Below are 20,761 nucleotides of genomic sequence, written 5' to 3'. Positions count from 1 at the left end.
ATGCTGGTTGCTCATGGGTGGAACGTTGATTATTCGGCACTTTCAGTCATCTCGGGCTGCCAGTACTGCTCTTCGGAGCGTGGAAAGCTGATCACGAGTGGCGAGGGTGTCGGGCACGCTGTTGGGTGTCTGAGGGAATGAACCCCCTCGATGCCGGCCCCAGTGAACTCGCCTGTGAGGGCGGGGTGATGGGTGGCTGGTCGTTGTTTGAGAACTGCACAGTGGACGCGAGCATCTGTGGCCAAGTTTTTAAGGGCGCACGGTGGATGCCTTGGCACCAGGAACCGATGAAGGACGTGGGAGGCCACGATAGTCCCCGGGGAGTCGTCAACCAGGCTTTGATCCGGGGGTTTCCGAATGGGGAAACCCGGCAGTCGTCATGGGCTGTCACCCATACCTGAACACATAGGGTATGTGGAGGGAACGCGGGGAAGTGAAACATCTCAGTACCCGCAGGAAGAGAAAACAACCGTGATTCCGGGAGTAGTGGCGAGCGAAACCGGATGAGGCCAAACCGTATGCGTGTGAGACCCGGCAGGGGTTGCGCATTCGGGGTTGTGGGATCTCTCTTTCACAGTCTGCCGGCTGTGAGACGAGTCAGAAACCGTTGATGTAGGCGAAGGACATGCGAAAGGTCCGGCGTAGAGGGTAAGACCCCCGTAGTCGAAACATCAGCGGCTCGTTTGAGAGACACCCAAGTAGCACGGGGCCCGAGAAATCCCGTGTGAATCTGGCGGGACCACCCGCTAAGCCTAAATATTCCCTGGTGACCGATAGCGGATAGTACCGTGAGGGAATGGTGAAAAGTACCGCGGGAGCGGAGTGAAATAGTACCTGAAACCGTGTGCCTACAAGCCGTGGGAGCGTCGCGTGCAGAGTTTACTCTGTGCGTCGTGACTGCGTGCCTTTTGAAGAATGAGCCTGCGAGTTTGCGGTGTGTTGCGAGGTTAACCCGGGTGGGGTAGCCGTAGCGAAAGCGAGTCCTAATAGGGCGTTTGAGTAGCACGCTCAAGACCCGAAGCGGAGTGATCTAGCCATGGGCAGGTTGAAGCGGAGGTAAGACTTCGTGGAGGACCGAACCCACCAGGGTTGAAAACCTGGGGGATGACCTGTGGTTAGGGGTGAAAGGCCAATCAAACTCCGTGATAGCTGGTTCTCCCCGAAATGCATTTAGGTGCAGCGTCGTGTGTTTCTTGCCGGAGGTAGAGCACTGGATAGGCGATGGGCCCTACCGGGTTACTGACCTTAGCCAAACTCCGAATGCCGGTAAGTGAGAGCGCGGCAGTGAGACTGTGGGGGATAAGCTCCATGGTCGAGAGGGAAACAGCCCAGAGCATCGACTAAGGCCCCTAAGCGTACGCTAAGTGGGAAAGGATGTGGAGTCGCAGAGACAACCAGGAGGTTGGCTTAGAAGCAGCCACCCTTGAAAGAGTGCGTAATAGCTCACTGGTCTAGTGATTCCGCGCCGACAATGTAGCGGGGCTCAAGCGTACCGCCGAAGTCGTGTCATTGCAGCAATACGCCCAACGGCGGCTGTGATGGGTAGGGGAGCGTCGTGTGCCGGGTGAAGCCGCGCCGGAAGGCAGTGGTGGACGGTTCACGAGTGAGAATGCAGGCATGAGTAGCGATACACACGTGGGAAACGTGTGCGCCGATTGACTAAGGGTTCCTGGGTCAAGCTGATCTGCCCAGGGTAAGTCGGGACCTAAGGCGAGGCCGACAGGCGTAGTCGATGGATAACCGGTTGATATTCCGGTACCCGCTGTGAAGCGTCAAACATCGAACCAGGCGATGCTAAGTCCGTGAAGCCGTTCCGGACCCTTCGGGGAATGGAAAGTGGTGGAGCCGGCGAACCAGACTTGTAGTAGGTGAGTGATGGGGTGACGCAGGAAGGTAGTCCAGCCCGGGCGGTGGTTGTCCCGGGGTAAGGGTGTAGGACGTCAGGTAGGTAAATCCGCCTGGCAATAGTCTGAGACCTGATGCCGAGCCGATTGTGGTGAAGTGGATGATCCTATGCTGTCGAGAAAAGCCTCTAGCGAGTTTCATGGCGGCCCGTACCCTAAACCGACTCAGGTGGTCAGGTAGAGAATACCGAGGCGTTCGGGTGAACTATGGTTAAGGAACTCGGCAAAATGCCCCCGTAACTTCGGGAGAAGGGGGGCCATCACTGGTGAGAGGACTTGCTCCTCGAGCTGGGGGTGGCCGCAGAGACCAGCGAGAAGCGACTGTTTACTAAAAACACAGGTCCGTGCGAAGCCGTAAGGCGATGTATACGGACTGACGCCTGCCCGGTGCTGGAACGTTAAGGGGACCGGTTAGTCACATTTCGGTGTGGCGAAGCTGAGAACTTAAGCGCCAGTAAACGGCGGTGGTAACTATAACCATCCTAAGGTAGCGAAATTCCTTGTCGGGTAAGTTCCGACCTGCACGAATGGCGTAACGACTTCTCGACTGTCTCAACCATAGGCCCGGTGAAATTGCACTACGAGTAAAGATGCTCGTTTCGCGCAGCAGGACGGAAAGACCCCGGGACCTTTACTACAGTTTGATATTGGTGTTCGGTTCGGCTTGTGTAGGATAGCTGGGAGACTTTGAACTCCGGACGCCAGTTCGGGGGGAGTCGTCGTTGAAATACCAGTCTGGTCGTGCTGGATGTCTAACCTGGGTCCGTGATCCGGATCAGGGACAGTGTCTGATGGGTAGTTTAACTGGGGCGGTTGCCTCCTAAAGAGTAACGGAGGCGCCCAAAGGTTCCCTCAGCCTGGTTGGTAATCAGGTGTTGAGTGTAAGTGCACAAGGGAGCTTGACTGTGAGACCGACGGGTCGAGCAGGGACGAAAGTCGGGACTAGTGATCCGGCGGTGGCTTGTGGAAGCGCCGTCGCTCAACGGATAAAAGGTACCCCGGGGATAACAGGCTGATCTTCCCCAAGAGTCCATATCGACGGGATGGTTTGGCACCTCGATGTCGGCTCGTCGCATCCTGGGGCTGGAGTCGGTCCCAAGGGTTGGGCTGTTCGCCCATTAAAGCGGTACGCGAGCTGGGTTTAGAACGTCGTGAGACAGTTCGGTCCCTATCCGCTGCGCGCGCAGGAATATTGAGAAGGGCTGTCCCTAGTACGAGAGGACCGGGACGGACGAACCTCTGGTGTGCCAGTTGTTCTGCCAAGGGCATGGCTGGTTGGCTACGTTCGGGAGGGATAACCGCTGAAAGCATCTAAGCGGGAAGCCTGCTTCGAGATGAGTATTCCCACCCCCTTTGAGGGGTTAAGGCTCCCAGTAGACGACTGGGTTGATAGGCCGGATCTGGAAGCCCAGTAATGGGTGGAGGTGACCGGTACTAATAGGCCGAGGGCTTGTCCATATTTGCTCGCGTCCACTGTGTTAGTTCTGAGGCAACGACCGTGTTGTGTTTCCGGTCTAACTTCATAGTGTTTCGGTGGTCATAGCGTGAGGGAAACGCCCGGTTACATTCCGAACCCGGAAGCTAAGCCTTACAGCGCCGATGGTACTGCAGGGGGGACCCTGTGGGAGAGTAGGACACCGCCGAACAATTTTTGAGAAAACCCCCGTTCCATTCGGAACGGGGGTTTTCTGCGTTTAGGCTCGAGACCATGCGCTACGACCTCGTCATCTTCGACAACGACGGTGTTCTCGTCGACAGTGAGCCGATTTCCAATCGGCATCTCGCCGCGTATCTGACGGAGCTCGGGCACCCGACCTCCTACGAGGACTCCATCCGTGACTACATGGGCTCCGCCATGCACCGGATCCACGACCTCGTCCTCGAACGGACCGGGCGGCCGTTGCCGGAGGACTTCGACGACGTCTTCCATGCCCGGGTGTTCGCCGCGTTCGAGCGGGAGTTGCAGCCGGTGGCCGGCATAGCGGGCGTACTGGAGAAGCTGGCGGCGGACGGGGTGCCGTACTGCGTCGCGTCCTCCGGGAGCCATGAGCGGATCCGGGTGGGGCATCGGGCGACCGGGCTCGACCGGTGGTTCGCGGACGAGCGGATCTTCAGTTCGCAGGATGTGGGGCGGGGGAAGCCGGCGCCGGATCTGTTCCTGTACGCCGCCGAGCGGATGGGAGTCGAGCCCGGGCGGTGTGTCGTGGTCGAGGACAGTCCGCTGGGCGTGCAGGCGGCTGTCGCGGCCGGGATGGACGTGTACGGCTTCACCGCCATGACGCCTGCCACCAGGTTGGCGGGTGCCACCCAACTCTTCTCCGACATGGGGGAGTTGGCGGACCTGCTCGTCTGACATTTGTCATGCCGAGGTCCGGACGATCGTTTCTACTGGCACTCCTACGCCGGACGAGACGCTGAGGGCATGACGACGAAGACGAACTCGAAGCGCGCGAACCTGGTTCCTCTGATCGTGGACGTGGCTGTGCCGATCGGGGCGTACTACCTGCTCAAGGAAGGGCTCGGGACGAGCACGCTGATGGCGCTGGGCCTCAGCAGTGTCGTGCCCGCGGTGCGGACCGGCTGGAGTGTGGTGAAGGAGCGAGCGGTCAACGGTCTCGCCGCGCTCATCCTCGTCGTCAATGTCGTGGGGCTGCTGCTCAGCCTCGTCGCCGGCGACCCGCGGGTGATGCTCGCCAAGGACAGCGGGGTCAGCAGTGTGATCGGGATCGGCATCCTCGTCTCCGTCGCGCTCGGGAGGCCGATGATGACCGCGGGGATGAAACCCTGGCTGGTGAAGGGGATCGCGGAGCGGGAGGCCGCCTGGGCGCGGCTCCAGGAAGGGTCGGCGGACTTCCGGCGGGCCGAGCGGCGGTTCTCCGTGGTGTGGGGGGTCGTTCTGCTCGCGGAGTGCGTGCTGCGGGTCGTGGGGGCCTACACGCTGCCCGTGGACACGATGGTCTGGCTCGGGTCCGTCGTCATGATCGTGGCAATGGCGGTGGCCTTCCTGGTCAGCGGGGCGGTGGGCGCCGGACCCATGGCCCGGATGCTGTGCGCCGAGACGAAGGCGGGGGCCGTATCGAGGCCCGAGGTCGCCCTCGCCCGATAAAGCTGAGTTAAATTCATCTTTGGCTGGATCTACCCACGAGTACGCCGGGGCCCTACGCTCACCGCCATGACAGATGTGCTGCGGCGCGGTAGGGCCTCGCTGGCGTTCAGCTTCTTCGCGCAAGGTGTCGCCTTTGCTCTGCTGGTGACGCGGATCCCCGCCATCCAGGACCGGTACGGCGTCTCCGACGCGCTGCTGCCGGCTTTCCTGGCCGCCGTGCCGATCCTCGCCGGGGTCGGGAGCGTCTCGACCGAGCACCTGGTGAAGCGGATCCGGCCCAGCCGGCTGCTGCGATTCGCCCAGCCGGTCGTGCTCCTGGCGCTGCTCGGGGTGGGGGCCGGGGACTCGACGTTCGAGCTGGGCGTCTCGCTCGGCGCCTTCGGGCTCGCCGTGGGCATGCTCGACGCGTCCATGAACATGCTCGGGGTGAGCCTGCAGCGGGCGTACGGGCGCAGCATCATGCTGAGCTTCCACGCGGTGTTCAGTCTCGGCGGGATAGCCGGGGCCTCGCTCGCCTGGGTGGGGGCGCACTGGCATCTCGCGCTGTTCGTGTCCTATCTGCCGGTCGTGGTCGTGCTGTTGCCGCTGTGCCTGGTGGGGAGTCGGTGGTACGTCGACGGGGGCGCCACCGCCGTGGAGGAGAAGGCACAGGGCGGGCAGCCGGTGGTCTTCAAGCTGCTGCTGCCGCTGTGTCTGGTGATGACCTTCGCGTACATCGGGGACTCCACCGTCTCCAACTGGAGTGCGAAGTACCTGGACGATGTGCTGGGGAGTTCGGAGCAGCTGGCCACCGTGCCGTACAACGTGTACATGGTGACCACGCTCATCGGGCGGACCATCGGGGACTTCGGGGTGCGGCGGTTCGGGGCCGCGACGGTCGTACGGCTGGGGTCGCTGGTGGCGGCCGGGGGGTTCGCGGTGGTGGCCGTGGCGCCCGGACCGTGGGTCGGGATGCTCGGGTTCACGCTGCTGGGGCTGGGGTTGTGTGTGCTGGTGCCGCAGACCTTCGCGGCGGCGGGGCGGTTGTTCCCGGGGGCGTCGGATGCTGCGGTCGCCCGGCTCAATGTCTTCAATTACGTGGGATTCCTGGTCGGTTCGCCGTTGGTGGGGGCCTTGGGGGACGCGTGGAGCTATCGCGGGGCCATGCTCGTGCCGATGGTGTTGGTGCTGGTGACGCTGGTGTACGCCAAGTCGTTCGAGGCTCAACCGGACCGATACGGTGGCGGGCATGAGCGGCCGCGCACAGCTGATGTGGGACGAGGCAGTAACGGGCTATGACTTCGGTCCGGACCATCCGATGGATCCGGTCCGGCTCGACCTGACCCGGCGACTGGTGGATGCCTTCGGACTGGACCGGGACGTGGAGGTCGTGTCCGCGAAGGCGGCGGGCGAGTCGACCTTGCGGCTCGTGCACCGGGAGGACTACGTCGAGGCCGTGAAGGCGGCTTCCGTGGACCCGGAGGCGGCCGACCAGTCGTACGGGCTGGGGACCATGGACGATCCGGCCTTCCCGCGCATGCACGACGTGTCCGCGCTGATCGCCGGGCAGTCGGTGGGGGCGGCGGAGGCCGTGTGGCGGGGGCAGGCGCTGCATGCGGTGAACTTCGCGGGTGGGCTCCATCATGCGATGCCCGGCGGCGCCTCGGGGTTCTGTATCTACAACGACGCCTCGCTCGCCATCGCGCGGCTGCTGGAGCTGGGGGCCGAACGGGTCGCCTATGTGGATGTCGACGTGCATCACGGGGACGGGGTGCAGGCGGCGTTCTGGGAGGATCCCCGGGTTCTGACGATCTCGTTGCACGAGCATCCTCGGACGTTGTTTCCGCAGACCGGATGGCCGGAGGAGACGGGGGCGGACTCCGCCGAGGGCAGCGCCGTGAATGTGGCGTTGCCGGCGGGGACCGGGGACGCGGGGTGGTTGCGGGCGTTCCATGCGGTGGTGCCGGAGCTGATCGCCGACTTCCGGCCGGATGTGCTGGTGACGCAGCACGGCGCCGATACGCACTTCGAGGATCCGCTGGCTCATCTCGCGGTGTCGTTGGATGCGCAGCGGGCTGTGCAGGTGGCGTGTCATGAGCTGGCGCACGAGTACGCCGGGGGGAAGTGGATCGCGCTCGGGGGCGGGGGGTACGCCGTGGTGGATGTCGTGCCCCGGTCCTGGACGCATCTGGTGGGGATCGCCGCGGGGCGGCCGGTCGAGCCCGAGGCGATGATTCCCGAGGGGTGGCGGCAGGAAGTGTTCGCCCGGACCCGGCAGTTGGCGCCGGCGCGGATGACGGACGGCCGGTGGCCGGTGGCCTATGCGGAGTGGGATGCGGGGTACGACCCCGCGGATCGGCTGGATCAGGCTGTGCTGGCCACTCGGCGGGCGGTGTTCCCGTTGCGGGGCTTGCTGGCGTAGTAGATCAGCGGCTGCCCGCAGCTGTGCAGGGTCCGTTACGCCAACTGTGCGGTGTTTCCCTGTTCCCATCCCTCCTTCGCCACCCCTCCGCCACCATCACTCACGTGTTGAGCACCGGTGCCCTCCGCGCCCATCTGCTGGCCGCTCGCCTGGCCGGGCCCGTGGCCACCTCCCGGGAGGAGAGTCTGCGGAGTTATCGGTTGTTCGCGGCTCGCGATCCGAGGGTGCTTATCGGAATCGATCCCGAGTGGTCGTGGAATGAACGGGATTTGATCGGTCTCATGGCCGACAAGTGCGGAGTTTCGGGCGATCCGCGGCACACAAGTGGCCATGATGTGATCGATCCTGAGCGAACCCTCGTCGCGCTCGACGCCTTCGCGGAGCGGCTCGAGGCAGTTGCCCAGCGCAAGGGGGCCGTGCTCCTCGGCACCGGCCATCCGCACCGACTGCTCGGCTTCTACGCCGCCGTCGCGGACGCCCTCTCGGCGGCGGGATGTACCGTCCTCACCCCTGCGCATGGTCGCTGTGTCGACATAACGACCCGGTTCGGTCTACGCACGTACAACCTTGACTACGTACGAGGAGTCGCGCTCGTGCGGGAACCCGAGGCGAAGAGCTCCGGTTGTGAGACCGGCGCACACTCGCATTCACCGCTCCCGGTTCGTACCGTGCTGGCGGCCGCGGCGGAGAGCGGCGGGCTGCTTCCCGAGCTCGTGGTCGGGGATCACGGTTGGGTCTGCGGAGCAGGTCAGCTGGGGTTTGAGGCCATTGGGCTCGCGGATACGGATGACCCCGCGCTCTTTGTGGGGGAGGCCGAGGGGGCCGTGTCCGTCGTCGTTCCACTTGATGACGCTGTGCGGTCTGATTACTACCGGCCGCTGACCCGCTACGTACTCAATCGAGCGTGTCTGTCACAGTAGGCCGTTGATGGGTGCACCTCTTCCCCACTTGCATCACCCGCCCCTACATTGGGGAGTGAGCACGCAGCGACGAAGAGTCACCGGAAGGGGAAGCCGGTGGCCGTCGAGTGCGGAAGGTTCAGGTGTGTCATGGCTGCTGAACAGAGGCCTCTGAGCGAGGTTCAGTTCCTTACCGTGGCGGAAGTCGCCTCGGTGATGCGAGTGTCGAAGATGACCGTGTACCGGCTGGTGCACAGCGGTCATCTGCCCGCGATCAGGGTGGGGCGGTCCTTCCGCGTCCCCGAGAACGCGGTTCACGAGTACCTCCGCGAGAGTTATGTGGGGGTGGAGACGGCCTGACGACTACGGACCCGGGGAGGTCCCGAGGGGGCCTCAGGGCACTCGTGGACCCCTGCCTGATCTCCCCGGATCACCTCGATTACGACCTCAGCGCTCGGGCGGGTAGGCTAGCCCGTCGAAGGTCGTATGGGCCCATGGCGCCCAGCACCGAGTGATGAGAAGTGAGCGAGGGTAGTCGTGGGCTCTGTTATCAAGAAGCGGCGCAAGCGGATGGCCAAGAAGAAGCACCGCAAGCTGCTCAAGCGCACGCGCGTTCAGCGTCGCAACAAGAAGTAGGCGACGCCGCGGAAGCGTGTTTGTGGCCCCCCACCCAATGCCGGTGGGGGGCCATACGCGTGTCAGGACGTGCGCGTGGGCTGAATGTCGTCACTTCGCGCAGTGGGCAGTCATCACAGCGCAACATCGAACCGCTAAGTTGGCGGCACACGGGGAACGCGGCACAGGACCAGTGCCGTATCAGGGCGGCACCAGGGCTGGACCACGGGTGGAAGGAAGGCGCTGATCTTGGGAAAGGTCGTGCTCGTGACCGGAGTGGCCCGACAGCTGGGGGGCCGGTTCGTGCGACGCATCCAGCGTGACCCGCAGGTGGACCGGGTGATCGCCGTGGACGCGGTGACGCCGGAGCACCATCTGGGCGGCGCCGACTTCGTCCAGGCGGACATCAGGCAGCCCGGCATCGCGCGGGTACTGGCCGAGACGGCCGCCGACACCGTCGTACACCTGGATGTGACGGCGATGGCGCTCGGCAGCGGGAGCCGGACCACGGTCAAGGAGACCAACGTCATCGGCACCATGCAGCTGCTCGGGGCCTGTCAGAAGTCGCCGAACGTCAAGCGGCTCGTGGTGAAGTCCAGTACGAACGTGTACGGATCGGCGCCGCGTGATCCCGCCGTGTTCACGGAGACCACGCCGCCCAAGTCCCTGCCCTCGGGCGGCTTCGCCAAGGACACTGTCGAGGTCGAGGGGTATGTGCGGGGCTTCGCGCGGCGGCGGCCGGACGTGGCCGTGTGCGTGCTGAGGTTCGCCAACATCCTGGGGCCGACTGCGGACACCCCGCTCGCCTCGTACTTCACGCTGCCGGTGCTGCCGACCGTGTTCGGGTACGACCCCCGGTTGCAGTTCGTGCACGAGGACGATGTGATCGAGGTGCTCAGGATCGCCTCGCACGAACCCGAGCGGGGCACGCTCAACAGCGGCACCTTCAACATCGCGGGCGACGGGGTCCTGTTGCTGTCGCAGTGTTCCCGGCGGCTCGGCAGGCCCACTGTGCCCCTGCTGCTGCCCGCCGTCACCTGGGCCGGGTCGCTGGTGCGGACGCTCGGCATGACGGACTTCTCGCCCGAGCAGATCCGGCTGCTCACCCACGGCCGGGTCGTGTCGACGGTCCAGATGCGTGAGACGCTCGGATTCCGGCCGAAGTACACGACGGCGGAGACCTTCGCGGAGTTCGCGCGCAGCCAGGGACCCGGGCTGCTGCCGCCGGAGGCCCTCGCGGGGGCCGTCGACAGGATCGCCGCGCTGCCCCTCGCGGGCGGCGGCCACCCCCCGACGCAGAGCGCCAACTGAGGAGCGCATCAACGATGGCGGACGCCAAGGTCATTCCGTTCGACGACGACCGGTCCCGCGCAGGCGCCGTACAGCGGCCGGCGCGGCGCCGTAGTGCGGGGAGTCGGCGCAAGGGCTCCGAGCCCTCGCTGGTCCGTGAGGTCCAGCCCCTGCCCAGCAGGGCCTCCGCGCAGGATGATGTTCCTGTGACGCGTGAGGAAGAGCCGCCGCAGCAGGCGAACGACGAAGGCGGCCTTGAGCGGCGGATCGCTGGAGGCCTCAGCTTCCTGCGCCGCCGGCTCACCGGGGACTACGAGGTCGATGACTTCGGCTACGACGAGGAACTCACCGACCAGGTCCTGATGTCCCTGCTGCGGCCGGTGTACGAGAAGTACTTCCGGGTCGAGGTGAAGGGCGTCGAGAACATCCCGGCGGAGGGCGGCGCGCTGATCGTCGCCAACCACTCCGGGACGCTGCCGCTGGACGGCCTGATGATGCAGGTCGCCGTGCACGACCAGCACCCCGCGAACCGGCATCTGCGGCTGTTGGCGGCGGACCTGGTGTTCATGCTGCCGGTGGTCAACGAACTCGCCCGCAAGGCCGGTCACACCCTCGCCTGCGCGGAGGACGCCGAGCGGCTCCTGGGGCGCGGTGAACTGGTCGGTGTGATGCCGGAGGGCTTCAAGGGCATCGGCAAGCCGTTCAGCGAGCGCTACAAGCTCCAGCGCTTCGGCCGGGGCGGGTTCGTCTCCACGGCCCTGCGTCAGCGCACCCCGATCATTCCGTGCTCGATCGTGGGCGCGGAGGAGATCTACCCGATGATCGGCAATGCGAAGACGCTGGCTCGTCTGCTGGGGTTCCCGTACTTCCCGTTGACGCCGACCTTCCCGTGGCTGGGTCCGCTGGGCGCGGTTCCGCTGCCGACGAAGTGGACGATTCAGTTCGGTGAGCCGATCCTGACGGACGGCTATCCGCCGGAGGCGGCGGAGGATCCGATGCTGATGTTCAACTTGACCGACCAGGTCAGGGAGCAGATCCAGCACACGCTGTACAAGTTGCTGGTGCAGCGGCGGTCGGTGTTCTTCTGAGTCGGCGTGCGGACGTGGCTGCCGACGCGGGTTGTCGCCGCGAGGATCGCCCCGCTGCGTGAAGCCGCTGGACGGAGCCCGGCGCAGCCGTGCGAAGCCTGCGCAGCGGGGCAGCGGCGGTCCGTCTTCTTCTGATCTTTTCTGTCGTACGACGACGGGGGCGCCCTTCGTGGGAAGGGTGCCCCCGTCGTCGTACCGGAAGAGTTAGTTCGTGTTCTCGCCGTCGATTCCCAGGCCGGGCAGGAGGCCCGGGAGGAGGGGCGGGAGGGTGACGTCCGGGTCGGACGACGGGGCGGGGGAGGTCGGGGTGGCGGTGCCGGTGGCCTTCGGTGGGTCGAGCAGGCCGCCGGTGTTGCCGCCGAGCAGGCCGTCGTCCTCGCCAGAGGACGTGGCCGACTTGCTGGGGCTGCTGCCGCCGCTGTGCTCGGAGCCGCCGCCGGTGCCCGGAGCCGTGGACCGGCCGGAACCGGTCGAGGTGTCCGAGGACGCCGTCCCGGAGCGCTGCCGCTGTCCCGGGTCACCGCCCCGGGCAGGGGGTTCGGGCAGGAGGGACTGCAGCGGGGCGACCTCTTCGTCTATGGCGTCGAAGACCGAGGACACCTGGCTGCTGACGTCGCCGAGCTGCACGGGCAGCCGCTCGCGGAGCGCACCCCAGGCCTCGCGGTGCGAGCGCGAGAAGCTGGAGAGGGCCTGGATGGGGCCCAGGGACTTCGGGTCGCGGTCGTACGCCTCGTGCAGCAGGCGGTGGCCTTCGGCGGCGTCGTGCTGCATGCCGGACAGGGCGCGGCGGATCTCGCTCAGGGACTCGTGGTCGAGGTGACCGCCCCGGCCGCGCTCCATCAGGCGGCGGGCCTCGCTCAGCCGGGTGGAGGCCTGGTCGAGGTAGGCGACACCGCGCTCGTCGTCACCGTCGGACAGGTAGCTGAGCTTGAAGTCCTCGATGCCGCGCTTGAGGCCGTACAGCGAGTCCCCGGGCAGGGCGTCCGAGCTGGCCGCGGCCACTCCGCCGAAGGCTCCGGCGGCGACTCCGACGCTCAGGCCGCCCGCGGCCAGGCCCTTGGTGAGCCGGGAACGCGGTCGCAGTTTCCCGAGCGGACTCGCCCGGTGGGCGGCGCCCGCCCGATGGGAGCGCTGCTCGGGGACCGCGGTTTCCACCCCGTCGCCCTCCAGCAGCATGGCCTCCATCGCGGCCACCAGCTGGGCGCGCTGGACGACCTTGACCTCGGGGTCCAGCTCAGGCCTGGGCAGCTCGCCAAGACACTCCGCGAGGGTCAACAGGCGGTCCTGACCGGTGTGTTCCCCAGCGGCCGGCTGGTGTCCTTCGGACTGCTCGGCCGCCGGGTCCCGGTCGGACTGCTCCTCCAGGGCCTGGGCGAAGGCGTTCGCCCGCCGGTGCGCCGATACGTTCGCGATCACTGGCGGCACCTCCTCTCGTCATGACGGTCGACTCCCCAGGGGGTCCTGAGGGTTGCACACCCTGACCACAAGCACTCGATCGAGTGATCGAAGTCGGCCAGGGAGTGACCACAGGGAGCCTGCATCCCGCACAACGAGCGGCGTGGCACTTGGGTTACGGACGGCGGATGATCGGATCGGGAAGGCAACGGACTTTCACCGAGAGCGAGTTGACGGTTACCGGGCGTGCGCTCTCAGCGGACGTCGTCCGGGAGAAGGCGGGCCAGGGTGCGTACGGCCCGGTACTGGAGGGTCTTGATGGCGCCTTCGTTCTTGCCCATCACCCGGGCGGTCTCGGCGACGGAGAGGCCCTGGAGGAAACGGAGGGTCACGCACTCCTGCTGCTGCGGGTTGAGCCGGCGGACGGCGTCCAGCAGCGCGGCGTTGGAGAGCGACTCCAGGACGGAGTCCTCGGGAGAGCGCTCGACCTCGTTGGCGTCGAGCATCTCGCCGGTGGTGACCTCGAGACGGAACCGGCTCGACTTGAAGTGGTCGGCGACGAGGTTGCGCGCGATGGTGACGAGCCAGGCGCCGAAGTCGCGGCCCTGCCAGGTGAACGTGCCGATTCTTCTGAGCGCGCGCAGGAATGTCTCGCTCGTCAGGTCCTCGGCGGTGGCCTTACCTCCTACCCGGTAATAGATGTACCGGTACACCGTGTCGCTGTACTGGTCGTACAGGCGGCCGAAGGCGTCGGCCTCGCCGGCCTGGGCGCGTTCGACCAGGTCCATCATGCGGGCGCTGTCGCTGTCCGCAGCCGGACGGCGGGCGGGGGCGGCGCCGGTCGAACGCCCTCGTCTGCCGACGGCCGCGGAACCGTCGGCCAGTGCATAGCACGGGCCGATCGGTGCCGCGGCTGCGGCGAGGGCGGGGACGGCGTACGCGGTGGGGACGAAGCCGCGCAACAGGTCTTGGACCGTTGCGCGCAGCGTAGCCAGGCCCGAGGCGTCAACCCCGACGTGTGGGTACACGGGACTCCCAGAGGCAGAGCTTCCATCACGTGCAGTACGGGACCGTTCACCCGTCGTAGCGACGGAAGGGGTACCGGATTGCGTCTGAGGAGAATAACGCTTAGTGCAGGCCCTGCTACACCCAGTTGCTCTATTCATCGATTACGTCGCATCTGTAACCGATTGGGAGCAGTTCAAGTGCCGGAGAGTGACCGGTTGTTGATCGAAACCGGTCGCGTTCTGCCAGGGAACAGGGCGTGTTGTGGCCGTGTGCAGCCAATGTGCCTGCACACGGGGTTACGCCCGTAAAACCGGTGGATTGGCGTGTTCGCCCGGCTACCGGCGGCGTTTGTGCAGGGCGATCGCCGCCGCCGTACCGCCTGCCACCGCTCCCACGCCGGCCGCCGCCGGGATGCCGACCTTCGCCGCCTTGCGGCCCGTGCGGTAGTCGCGCAGACGCCAGTCCAGTTGCCGGGCGTGCTTGCGGAGCTTGGTGTCCGGGTTGATCGCGTAGGGGTGGCCGACCAGCGAGAGCATCGGGATGTCGTTGTGGCTGTCGCTGTACGCCGCGCAGCGGGACAGGTCGAGGCCCTCCGCCGCTGCCAGGGCCCGGACCGCCTCCGCCTTCGCGGGGCCGTGCAGGGGTTCACCCACGAGCTTGCCCGTGTAGACGCCGTCCACCGACTCCGCCACGGTGCCGAGGGCGCCGGTGAGGCCGAGGCGGCGGGCGATCACCTGGGCGATCTCCACCGGGGCCGCTGTGACCAACCACACCTTCTGGCCCGCGTCCAGGTGCGCCTGTGCCAACGCACGCGTGCCCGGCCAGATGCGCTCGGCCATGTACTCGTCGTAGATCTCCTCGCCGATCGACTGGAGCTCGGCGACGCGATGGCCCTTCACGATGGACAGCGCCGAGTCCCGGGCCTCCTGCATGTGTTCCGGGTCCTCGACGCCGGCGAGGCGGAACCATGCCTGCTGCCAGGCGAACCTCGCGAGGTCGCGGGTCTCGAAGAACTTCCGTTTGTACAGGCCACGGCCGAAGTGGAAGAGGGCGGCGCCCTGCATCACCGTGTTGTCCAGGTCGAAGAAGGCGGCGGCCTTGTCGTCGCCCAGGACCGGGAACTGTGACTCCGGTTCCGTACCAGCGGTCTCCTCGACCTCCTGGGAGGACTTGCGCGCAGCCTCCGCCGAGGCCTCGCCTGCCAACACGCTCCGCGCCGTGGCGGAGCGCCTACGGGGAGTGAGCCATCCGAGAGCGGCCATGGCGTGAGCATAGCCAGTCTGTTCGGTGGTTCCGGAGTCGTGAGGTTTGAAGGGTGTGAACTCTCCGCGACTGTGCCGTTAAGCAAGGGCGAGAATGGCCGACATGAGTCCCATCTTTCGCCGCAGGGCGGCCAGGCTTCCCGGGGAACGGCTCGTCACCCTCATCCGCAAGCCGGGCTGTCATCTGTGTGACGACGCTCAGTCCGTGATCGAGAAGGTGTGTGGAGATCTCGGGGTTCCGTGGGAGCAGAAGAGCATTGACGAGGATCCTCGACTCCACGATCAGTACTGGGAGCAGATCCCGGTGGTACTCGTCGACGGTGAACAGCACACCTTCTGGCGGGTGAACGAAGATCGCCTCCGCAAGGCCCTGACCGACTAGTCCAACTGGCCCGGCAGGTCGCTTAGGATCGATGGCGACTTGGTCTTGGGGGCGGGATTGATGAGGGAAGTGTCTTGTTTTGCCTCCGAGAGGGACGCGCGTGACGCCGGTCACGTTGGCCGGGCAAATCGGACACCATCTTTGTGCACGCGTTCACAAAGACATAGCCTGCATTCGACGGGGCGGTCTGGGGACGCATGACCGCCTACAGCCCCGCTCTACCCGCAGGAGCACCGTGGCAACTGGCCGAACTCACCGACCGGCGACCCGTAGCCGAGGGATTCCCGAGGCCACCGTCGCCAGGCTTCCGCTGTACCTACGAGCCCTGACCGCACTGTCGGAGCGCTCGGTACCCACGGTCTCCTCCGAGGAGCTCGCGGCCGCCGCGGGGGTCAATTCCGCGAAGCTGCGCAAGGACTTCTCCTACCTGGGTTCTTACGGAACGCGCGGTGTCGGCTACGACGTCGAGTATCTCGTCTACCAGATCTCCCGCGAACTCGGCCTGACCCAGGACTGGCCGGTTGTGATCGTCGGTATCGGTAATCTCGGCGCCGCTCTCGCCAACTACGGCGGGTTCGCGTCCCGTGGATTCCGTGTCGCGGCGCTGATCGACGCCGATCCGGCGATGGCCGGAAAGCCCGTCGCGGGCATTCCGGTGCAGCACTCGGACGACCTGGAAAAGATCATCGAGGACAACGGCGTGTCCATCGGTGTCATCGCGACCCCCGCCGGTGCCGCCCAGCCGGTCTGCGACCGGCTCGTGGCCGCCGGGGTCACCTCCATCCTGAACTTCGCGCCGACCGTGCTGTCCGTGCCGGACGGCGTCGACGTGCGCAAGGTCGACCTCTCCATCGAGCTGCAGATCCTCGCCTTCCACGAGCAGCGCAAGGCCGGTGAGGAGGCCGCCGCCGCTGCCGACGGCGCCGGTCCGGTCGTCGCCGGCCGCAGAGACTCCGCCGACAAAGGACCCGACGGGGACGTACCCGCCGTGATGCCGGCATGAGTCTCCTCGTCGTCGGGCTGAGCCACCGCAGCGCGCCGGTCAGCGTGCTGGAGCGGGCGGCTCTCCATGCCGATGCGCAGGTGAAGTTGCTCCAGGACACCGTCGCCGCCGACCCGGCCACGGAGGCCGCGGTGCTGGCCACCTGCAACCGGATCGAGCTGTACGCCGACGTGGACAAGTTCCACGCCGGAGTGGCCGAGCTGTCCACGCTGCTCGCGCAGCACAGTGGGGTGGGGCTCGACGAGCTCACTCCGTATCTCTACGTGCACTACGAGGACCGGGCCGTTCATCACCTCTTCTCCGTGGCCTGTGGGCTGGACTCCATGGTCGTCGGGGAGGGGCAGATCCTCGGGCAGATCAAGGACTCGCTGGCGCGGGCGCAGGAACTGCACACCGCCGGACGCCTGCTCAACGACCTGTTCCAGCAGGCGCTGCGGGTCGGTAAGCGGGCGCACTCCGAGACCGGGATCGATCGGGCGGGACAGTCGCTGGTCACCTTCGGGCTGGAGCAGCTGGCTCTCGGCGCTGAGGTGTCGGACTGGGCGCGAGGGAAGAAGGCGCTGGTCATCGGGGCCGGGTCGATGTCCTCGCTGGCCGCGGCGACGCTGGCGCGGGTCGGGGTCACGGAGATCGTCATCGCCAACCGGACGGCCGACCGGGCCGAGCGGCTTGCCGAGATCCTCAACGAAGGCGGGGACGTGCTCGCCCGCCCGGTACCGATGGACTCGGTGTCGGACGAGCTGACACGTGCAGATGTCGTGGTGTCCTGTACGGGGGCCACGGGGCTCGTACTCAGCGCTGAGGCTGTTGCCGCGGCGCGGGGGTCGGTCGCGCAGCCCGGCGCTGACGAGGTGCCGCCCTTGCGTGGGCCGGGAGCCGGCCAGGCGGCACGACTGCCCGCAAGCTCTGGGACCGACGAGAACTGTCCGCTCGACCTGGCCCCCATGCAGACCACCCCCGGTTTCTCCGTGCTCGGCGAAGCCGCTGTCGCCGGGATGGCCGCCTCCGAGCTGGAGCAGCACGCCGCCTGGGTGGACAACGCGCCCCGGCCGCAGAGTTCCGGGTCGGTCGCGACCGTGCTCGATCCCGTCGCGGAAGCCGACGCCATCGCCGCGCTCGCCGCCACCGCCGCTGTGATCGGGCGCGTGCCGGAGCGGCGCAGGCCCGAGCCCGTCGCCGAGATTCCGCGGCCCACCCCCTCGCTCTTCCTGCTCGACCTCGCCATGCCCCGGGACATCGACGCCGCCGTGCACCGGCTGGGCGGGGTGCGACTCGTCGACATCGAGTCCCTCGCCGACGCTTCGGCCGACGCTCCCATGGCGGCCGACGTCGACCAGGTCCGCCGTATCGTGGCCGACGAGGTCGCCGCCTTCGGGGCCGCGCTCAGGGCCGCGCACATCACGCCGACCGTCGTCGCGCTGCGGTCCATGGCCGCCGAGGTCGTCGCCGGTGAGATCGCCCGGCTCGACGGGCGGCTGCCGGGGCTGGACGACAAGCAGCGCGGTGAGATCACGCAGACCGTGCGGCGCGTGGTCGACAAGCTGCTCCACGCGCCGACCGTACGGGTCAAGCAACTCGCGGCCGAGCCCGGCGGTGCCGGGTACGCGGACGCGTTGAGGACTCTGTTCGACCTCGACCCCGAGACGGTGGCCGCCGTCTCCCGCGCCGAGGACAGCACCACCGATGAGAAAGACCGAGGCTCGTCATGAGTACCAAGGCGCTACGACTAGGGACCAGGCGGAGCAAACTCGCCATGGCCCAGTCGCGGCAGGTGGCGGACGCCGTGAGCCAGGTGACCGGGCGGCCCGTCGAGCTCGTGGAGATCACCACGTACGGCGATGTGTCCAAGGAGGCGCTCGCGCAGATCGGCGGCACCGGTGTCTTCGTGACCGCGCTGCGCGAAGCCCTGCTCAAGGGCGAGGTCGACTTCGCGGTGCACTCGCTCAAGGACCTGCCGACCGGGCAGCCGGACGAGCTGGCGCTGGCCGCGATACCCGAGCGCGAGGACCCGCGGGACGTCATTGTCGCCCGGGATGCCCTGAAGTTCACCGACCTGCCCCGCGGTGCCCGCATCGGTACCGGTTCGCCCCGGCGCATGGCGCAGCTCAACGCGTACGCCCGCGCGCACGGACTTGATATCGAGACGGTTGCGATCCGGGGGAACATCGACACCCGGGTGCGGTTCGTGCGCGATGGTGAGCTTGATGCGGTGGTGCTGGCCGCGGCAGGGCTCACACGCATCGGCCGTATCGACGAAGTGACCGATTTCCTCTCGGTCGACACAGTTTTGCCCGCTCCCGGCCAGGGAGCACTCGCGATCGAATGCACCGCGGACAACGCGGACCTGATCGCAGCGCTCGGCGAGCTCGACGACCCGTTCACGCGGGTCGCCGTGACCGCCGAACGGTCACTGCTCGCCGCCCTGGAGGCCGGCTGCTCCGCCCCTGTGGGCGCGCTGGCCGACCTGCTGGCCGACGGGCAGATTGTCAAGGAAATGCGCCTGCGGGCCGTCGTCGGCACCACCGACGGCTCTCGCACGGTGCAGTTGTCCACCACCGGTCCCGTGCCCGAGACGTACGACCAAGCAATGGCGCTCGGCCGTGAACTCGCGGCCGAGATGCTTGCCCAGGGCGCGGCCGGTCTGATGGGGGAGCGAGCACAGTGAGCCCCACCACCCTTCCCGTCGGTCCTGAACACGGGCACGTCACCTTCCTCGGTGCCGGACCCGGAGATCCGGGACTGCTGACTCTGCGCGCCGTCGAGGCGCTCACGAACGCGGACGTTCTCGTCGCCGGGCACGAGGTGCTCGACGTCGTACGCGTCCACGCTCGATCGGGCGTCGCCGTCGTGGACACGGACACGGAGTCGCCTTCGACTCCGGTTCCGGGCACGGGCGCGCCCCAACTAACGATCGTTGACGGCTCGTCAACAACCGCAGCTGCCCCCGCTGTACGGGATGCCGCACATCTTGTCATGGAGGCCGCGCGGGGCGGCAGGCGGGTCGTACGTGCGGTGTCCGGGGACCCCGGGCTCGACGCGTACGCCGCCGAGGAGATGCTGGCCTGCGCCCGCGCGGGCGTGCCCTTCGAGGTCGTGCCCGGTGTCGCCGCCGCGGTCGGTGTACCCGCGTACGCCGGTGTGCCGCTGCGCGACGCCCAGGGCGCGGACGTGCGGTTCGTGGACGCGCGGACGGCCTCCGACCGGTGCTGGACGGAGGTGGGGGCGTCGGACGGGACCGTGGTCGTGTCGACGACCCTGGACTCCGTGGGTGCCGCCGCCGGGGAGCTGGTCGCCGCCGGGCGCAAGCCCGATACCCCGATGACGGTGACGGTCGCCGGTACGACCACCCGCCAGCGCACGTGGACGGCCACCCTGGGCACCATCGCCCAGACGCTCAAGCAGGCCAAGGTGCTGCCCTCGCCCGAGGGCGGGCGGCCGGTGATAGTCGTGGTCGGTGAGCGTTCGGCCGCCGCGCAGCGCGACCAGCTGTCGTGGTTCGAGAACAAGCCGCTGTTCGGCTGGAAGGTTCTCGTGCCGCGTACGAAGGAGCAGGCGGCCTCGCTCTCCGACCAGCTGCGGTCCTACGGGGCCGTGCCGCACGAGGTGCCGACGATCGCCGTCGAGCCGCCGAGAACGCCCCAGCAGATGGAGCGGGCGGTCAAGGGGCTCGTGACCGGGCGCTACGAGTGGATCGCCTTCACCTCGGTCAACGCCGTCAAGGCCGTACGCGAGAAGTTCGAGGAGTACGGGCTCGACGCGCGTGCCTTCGCGGGGATCAAGGTCGCCGCGGTCGGTGAGCAGACCGCCAAGGCGCTGATCGCCTTCGGTGTGAAGCCCGATCTGGTGCCGAGCGGTGAGCAGTCGGCCGCGGGTCTGCTCGAGGACTGGCCGCCGTACGACCCCGTTTTCGACCCGATCGACCGGGTGTTCCTGCCGCGGGCCGACATCGCGACCGAGACCCTGGTCGCCGGGCTCATCGAGCTCGGGTGGGAGGTCGACGACGTCACGGCCTATCGGACCGTGCGGGCCTCGCCGCCGCCCGCGGAGACGCGGGAGGCGATCAAGGGCGGTGGGTTCGACGCCGTTCTCTTCACGTCCTCGTCGACCGTGCGGAACCTGGTGGGTATCGCCGGGAAGCCGCACAACGTGACCGTGATCGCGTGCATCGGGCCCGCCACGGCCAAGACCGCCGAGGAGCACGGGCTGCGGGTGGATGTGATGGCTCCCGAGCCGTCCGTGCACAAGCTGGCCGAGGCCCTCGCCGACTTCGGGCTGAAGCGGCGGGCGGCGGCGCTCGAGGCCGGGGATCCGGTGACACGGCCGAGCGAGCGGCGGCCGGGGGCTCGGCGGCGGCGGTCGACGACCTGAGCGTGGTGACGATCTGAGTGTTGTGCGGCGCGGTGTCGGT

At 67.2% G+C, this 20,761-nt stretch carries 17 protein-coding genes and 2 rRNA genes; 16 read left to right on the top strand and 3 right to left on the bottom strand.

The annotated features are described in order from the left end of the window. Positions 1–239: 239 nt before the first annotated feature. From M2157_RS21275 to M2157_RS21225, 11 genes are all read left to right on the top strand, one after another. Positions 240–3,362: ribosomal RNA gene (locus M2157_RS21275) — 23S ribosomal RNA — on the top strand. Positions 3,363–3,433: 71 nt separating this feature from the next. Beyond that, a 5S ribosomal RNA gene (rrf, locus tag M2157_RS21270) occupies positions 3,434–3,550 on the top strand. A gap of 62 nt (positions 3,551–3,612) precedes the next feature. Continuing rightward, positions 3,613–4,257 carry an HAD family hydrolase gene (locus tag M2157_RS21265; RefSeq protein ID WP_280865962.1) on the top strand — a complete coding sequence of 215 codons (645 nt, stop codon included), beginning with the start codon at positions 3,613–3,615 and terminating at the stop codon, positions 4,255–4,257. A gap of 69 nt (positions 4,258–4,326) precedes the next feature. Further along, positions 4,327–5,010 (top strand): VC0807 family protein, encoded by a 684-nt coding sequence (locus tag M2157_RS21260; protein ID WP_280865961.1) that lies wholly within the window; start codon positions 4,327–4,329, stop codon positions 5,008–5,010. 66 nt (positions 5,011–5,076) lie between these two features. Next, the gene (locus M2157_RS21255; protein ID WP_280863282.1) at positions 5,077–6,288 is read left to right on the top strand and encodes an MFS transporter; all 1,212 of its coding nucleotides are present in this window, start codon (positions 5,077–5,079) and stop codon (positions 6,286–6,288) included. Continuing rightward, complete coding sequence (locus tag M2157_RS21250) at positions 6,239–7,411, top strand: acetoin utilization protein AcuC (protein ID WP_266515454.1); 1,173 nt, start codon at positions 6,239–6,241, stop codon at positions 7,409–7,411. Before M2157_RS21255 ends, M2157_RS21250 begins: the two co-directional genes overlap by 50 nt. Positions 7,412–7,515: 104 nt before the next feature. Further along, complete coding sequence (locus M2157_RS21245; RefSeq protein ID WP_280863281.1) at positions 7,516–8,331, top strand: phosphatase; 816 nt, start codon at positions 7,516–7,518, stop codon at positions 8,329–8,331. A gap of 129 nt (positions 8,332–8,460) precedes the next feature. Further along, positions 8,461–8,670, top strand: a complete 210-nt coding sequence (locus M2157_RS21240) for a helix-turn-helix domain-containing protein (protein ID WP_016437488.1) — start codon at positions 8,461–8,463, stop codon at positions 8,668–8,670. A 177-nt stretch (positions 8,671–8,847) separates the two neighbouring features. Continuing rightward, complete coding sequence (locus M2157_RS21235; protein WP_003948845.1) at positions 8,848–8,946, top strand: AURKAIP1/COX24 domain-containing protein; 99 nt, start codon at positions 8,848–8,850, stop codon at positions 8,944–8,946. 228 nt (positions 8,947–9,174) lie between these two features. Then, positions 9,175–10,236, top strand: coding sequence for an NAD-dependent epimerase/dehydratase family protein (locus M2157_RS21230; RefSeq protein WP_069762640.1), 1,062 nt, complete (start codon positions 9,175–9,177; stop codon positions 10,234–10,236). 14 nt (positions 10,237–10,250) lie between these two features. Beyond that, complete coding sequence (locus M2157_RS21225; protein ID WP_280863280.1) at positions 10,251–11,303, top strand: lysophospholipid acyltransferase family protein; 1,053 nt, start codon at positions 10,251–10,253, stop codon at positions 11,301–11,303. Positions 11,304–11,507: 204 nt separating this feature from the next. Here M2157_RS21225 and M2157_RS21220 read toward each other — a convergent pair whose 3' ends face one another. The 3 genes from M2157_RS21220 to M2157_RS21210 all read right to left on the bottom strand — a co-directional run bounded on the left by M2157_RS21220 (position 11,508) and on the right by M2157_RS21210 (position 14,968). Further along, a complete protein-coding gene (locus tag M2157_RS21220) occupies positions 11,508–12,719 on the bottom strand; it encodes a DUF5667 domain-containing protein (protein ID WP_280863279.1) in 1,212 nt (403 codons plus the stop codon). A 233-nt stretch (positions 12,720–12,952) separates the two neighbouring features. Beyond that, entirely contained in the window at positions 12,953–13,726 is a 774-nt protein-coding gene (locus tag M2157_RS21215) for an ECF subfamily RNA polymerase sigma factor, BldN family (protein WP_280863278.1), read from the bottom strand. Positions 13,727–14,041: 315 nt separating this feature from the next. Beyond that, positions 14,042–14,968, bottom strand: coding sequence for an HAD-IB family hydrolase (locus M2157_RS21210; protein ID WP_280863277.1), 927 nt, complete (start codon positions 14,966–14,968; stop codon positions 14,042–14,044). Between the two features lie 94 nt (positions 14,969–15,062). On the opposite strand from M2157_RS21210, the gene M2157_RS21205 reads away from it, so the two are divergent. From M2157_RS21205 to M2157_RS21185, 5 genes are all read left to right on the top strand, one after another. Then, positions 15,063–15,350: a glutaredoxin family protein gene (locus tag M2157_RS21205; RefSeq protein ID WP_280863276.1), complete on the top strand. Its 288-nt coding sequence runs from the start codon at positions 15,063–15,065 to the stop codon at positions 15,348–15,350. Between the two features lie 235 nt (positions 15,351–15,585). Next, positions 15,586–16,353: a redox-sensing transcriptional repressor Rex gene (locus M2157_RS21200; RefSeq protein WP_280863275.1), complete on the top strand. Its 768-nt coding sequence runs from the start codon at positions 15,586–15,588 to the stop codon at positions 16,351–16,353. Then, positions 16,350–18,062 (top strand): glutamyl-tRNA reductase, encoded by a 1,713-nt coding sequence (locus tag M2157_RS21195; RefSeq protein ID WP_280863274.1) that lies wholly within the window; start codon positions 16,350–16,352, stop codon positions 18,060–18,062. The genes M2157_RS21200 and M2157_RS21195 overlap by 4 nt, the downstream gene beginning before the upstream one ends. Then, positions 18,059–19,018 (top strand): hydroxymethylbilane synthase, encoded by a 960-nt coding sequence (hemC, locus tag M2157_RS21190; protein WP_266515427.1) that lies wholly within the window; start codon positions 18,059–18,061, stop codon positions 19,016–19,018. Before M2157_RS21195 ends, hemC begins: the two co-directional genes overlap by 4 nt. Continuing rightward, positions 19,015–20,721 carry a bifunctional uroporphyrinogen-III C-methyltransferase/uroporphyrinogen-III synthase gene (locus tag M2157_RS21185; protein WP_280863272.1) on the top strand — a complete coding sequence of 569 codons (1,707 nt, stop codon included), beginning with the start codon at positions 19,015–19,017 and terminating at the stop codon, positions 20,719–20,721. Before hemC ends, M2157_RS21185 begins: the two co-directional genes overlap by 4 nt. Positions 20,722–20,761: the final 40 nt, after the last annotated feature.

Origin of the sequence: Streptomyces sp. SAI-127, assembly GCF_029894425.1 — a bacterium.
Taxonomy (GTDB): domain Bacteria; phylum Actinomycetota; class Actinomycetes; order Streptomycetales; family Streptomycetaceae; genus Streptomyces.
This window is presented reverse-complemented; position numbering and strand designations above follow the sequence as displayed.

Excerpts from the sequence above, each read along its gene's own strand:
- M2157_RS21265 (WP_280865962.1), top strand. The coding sequence starts at position 3,613 with ATGCGCTACGACCTCGTCATCTTCGACAACGACGGTGTTCTCGTCGAC.
- M2157_RS21260 (WP_280865961.1), top strand. The coding sequence starts at position 4,327 with ATGACGACGAAGACGAACTCGAAGCGCGCGAACCTGGTTCCTCTGATC.
- M2157_RS21255 (WP_280863282.1), top strand. The coding sequence starts at position 5,077 with ATGACAGATGTGCTGCGGCGCGGTAGGGCCTCGCTGGCGTTCAGCTTC.
- M2157_RS21250 (WP_266515454.1), top strand. The coding sequence starts at position 6,239 with ATGAGCGGCCGCGCACAGCTGATGTGGGACGAGGCAGTAACGGGCTAT.
- M2157_RS21240 (WP_016437488.1), top strand. The coding sequence starts at position 8,461 with ATGGCTGCTGAACAGAGGCCTCTGAGCGAGGTTCAGTTCCTTACCGTG.
- M2157_RS21225 (WP_280863280.1), top strand. The coding sequence starts at position 10,251 with ATGGCGGACGCCAAGGTCATTCCGTTCGACGACGACCGGTCCCGCGCA.
- M2157_RS21210 (WP_280863277.1), bottom strand. The coding sequence starts at position 14,968 with ATGGCCGCTCTCGGATGGCTCACTCCCCGTAGGCGCTCCGCCACGGCG.
- M2157_RS21205 (WP_280863276.1), top strand. The coding sequence starts at position 15,063 with ATGGCCGACATGAGTCCCATCTTTCGCCGCAGGGCGGCCAGGCTTCCC.
- M2157_RS21195 (WP_280863274.1), top strand. The coding sequence starts at position 16,350 with ATGAGTCTCCTCGTCGTCGGGCTGAGCCACCGCAGCGCGCCGGTCAGC.
- hemC (WP_266515427.1), top strand. The coding sequence starts at position 18,059 with ATGAGTACCAAGGCGCTACGACTAGGGACCAGGCGGAGCAAACTCGCC.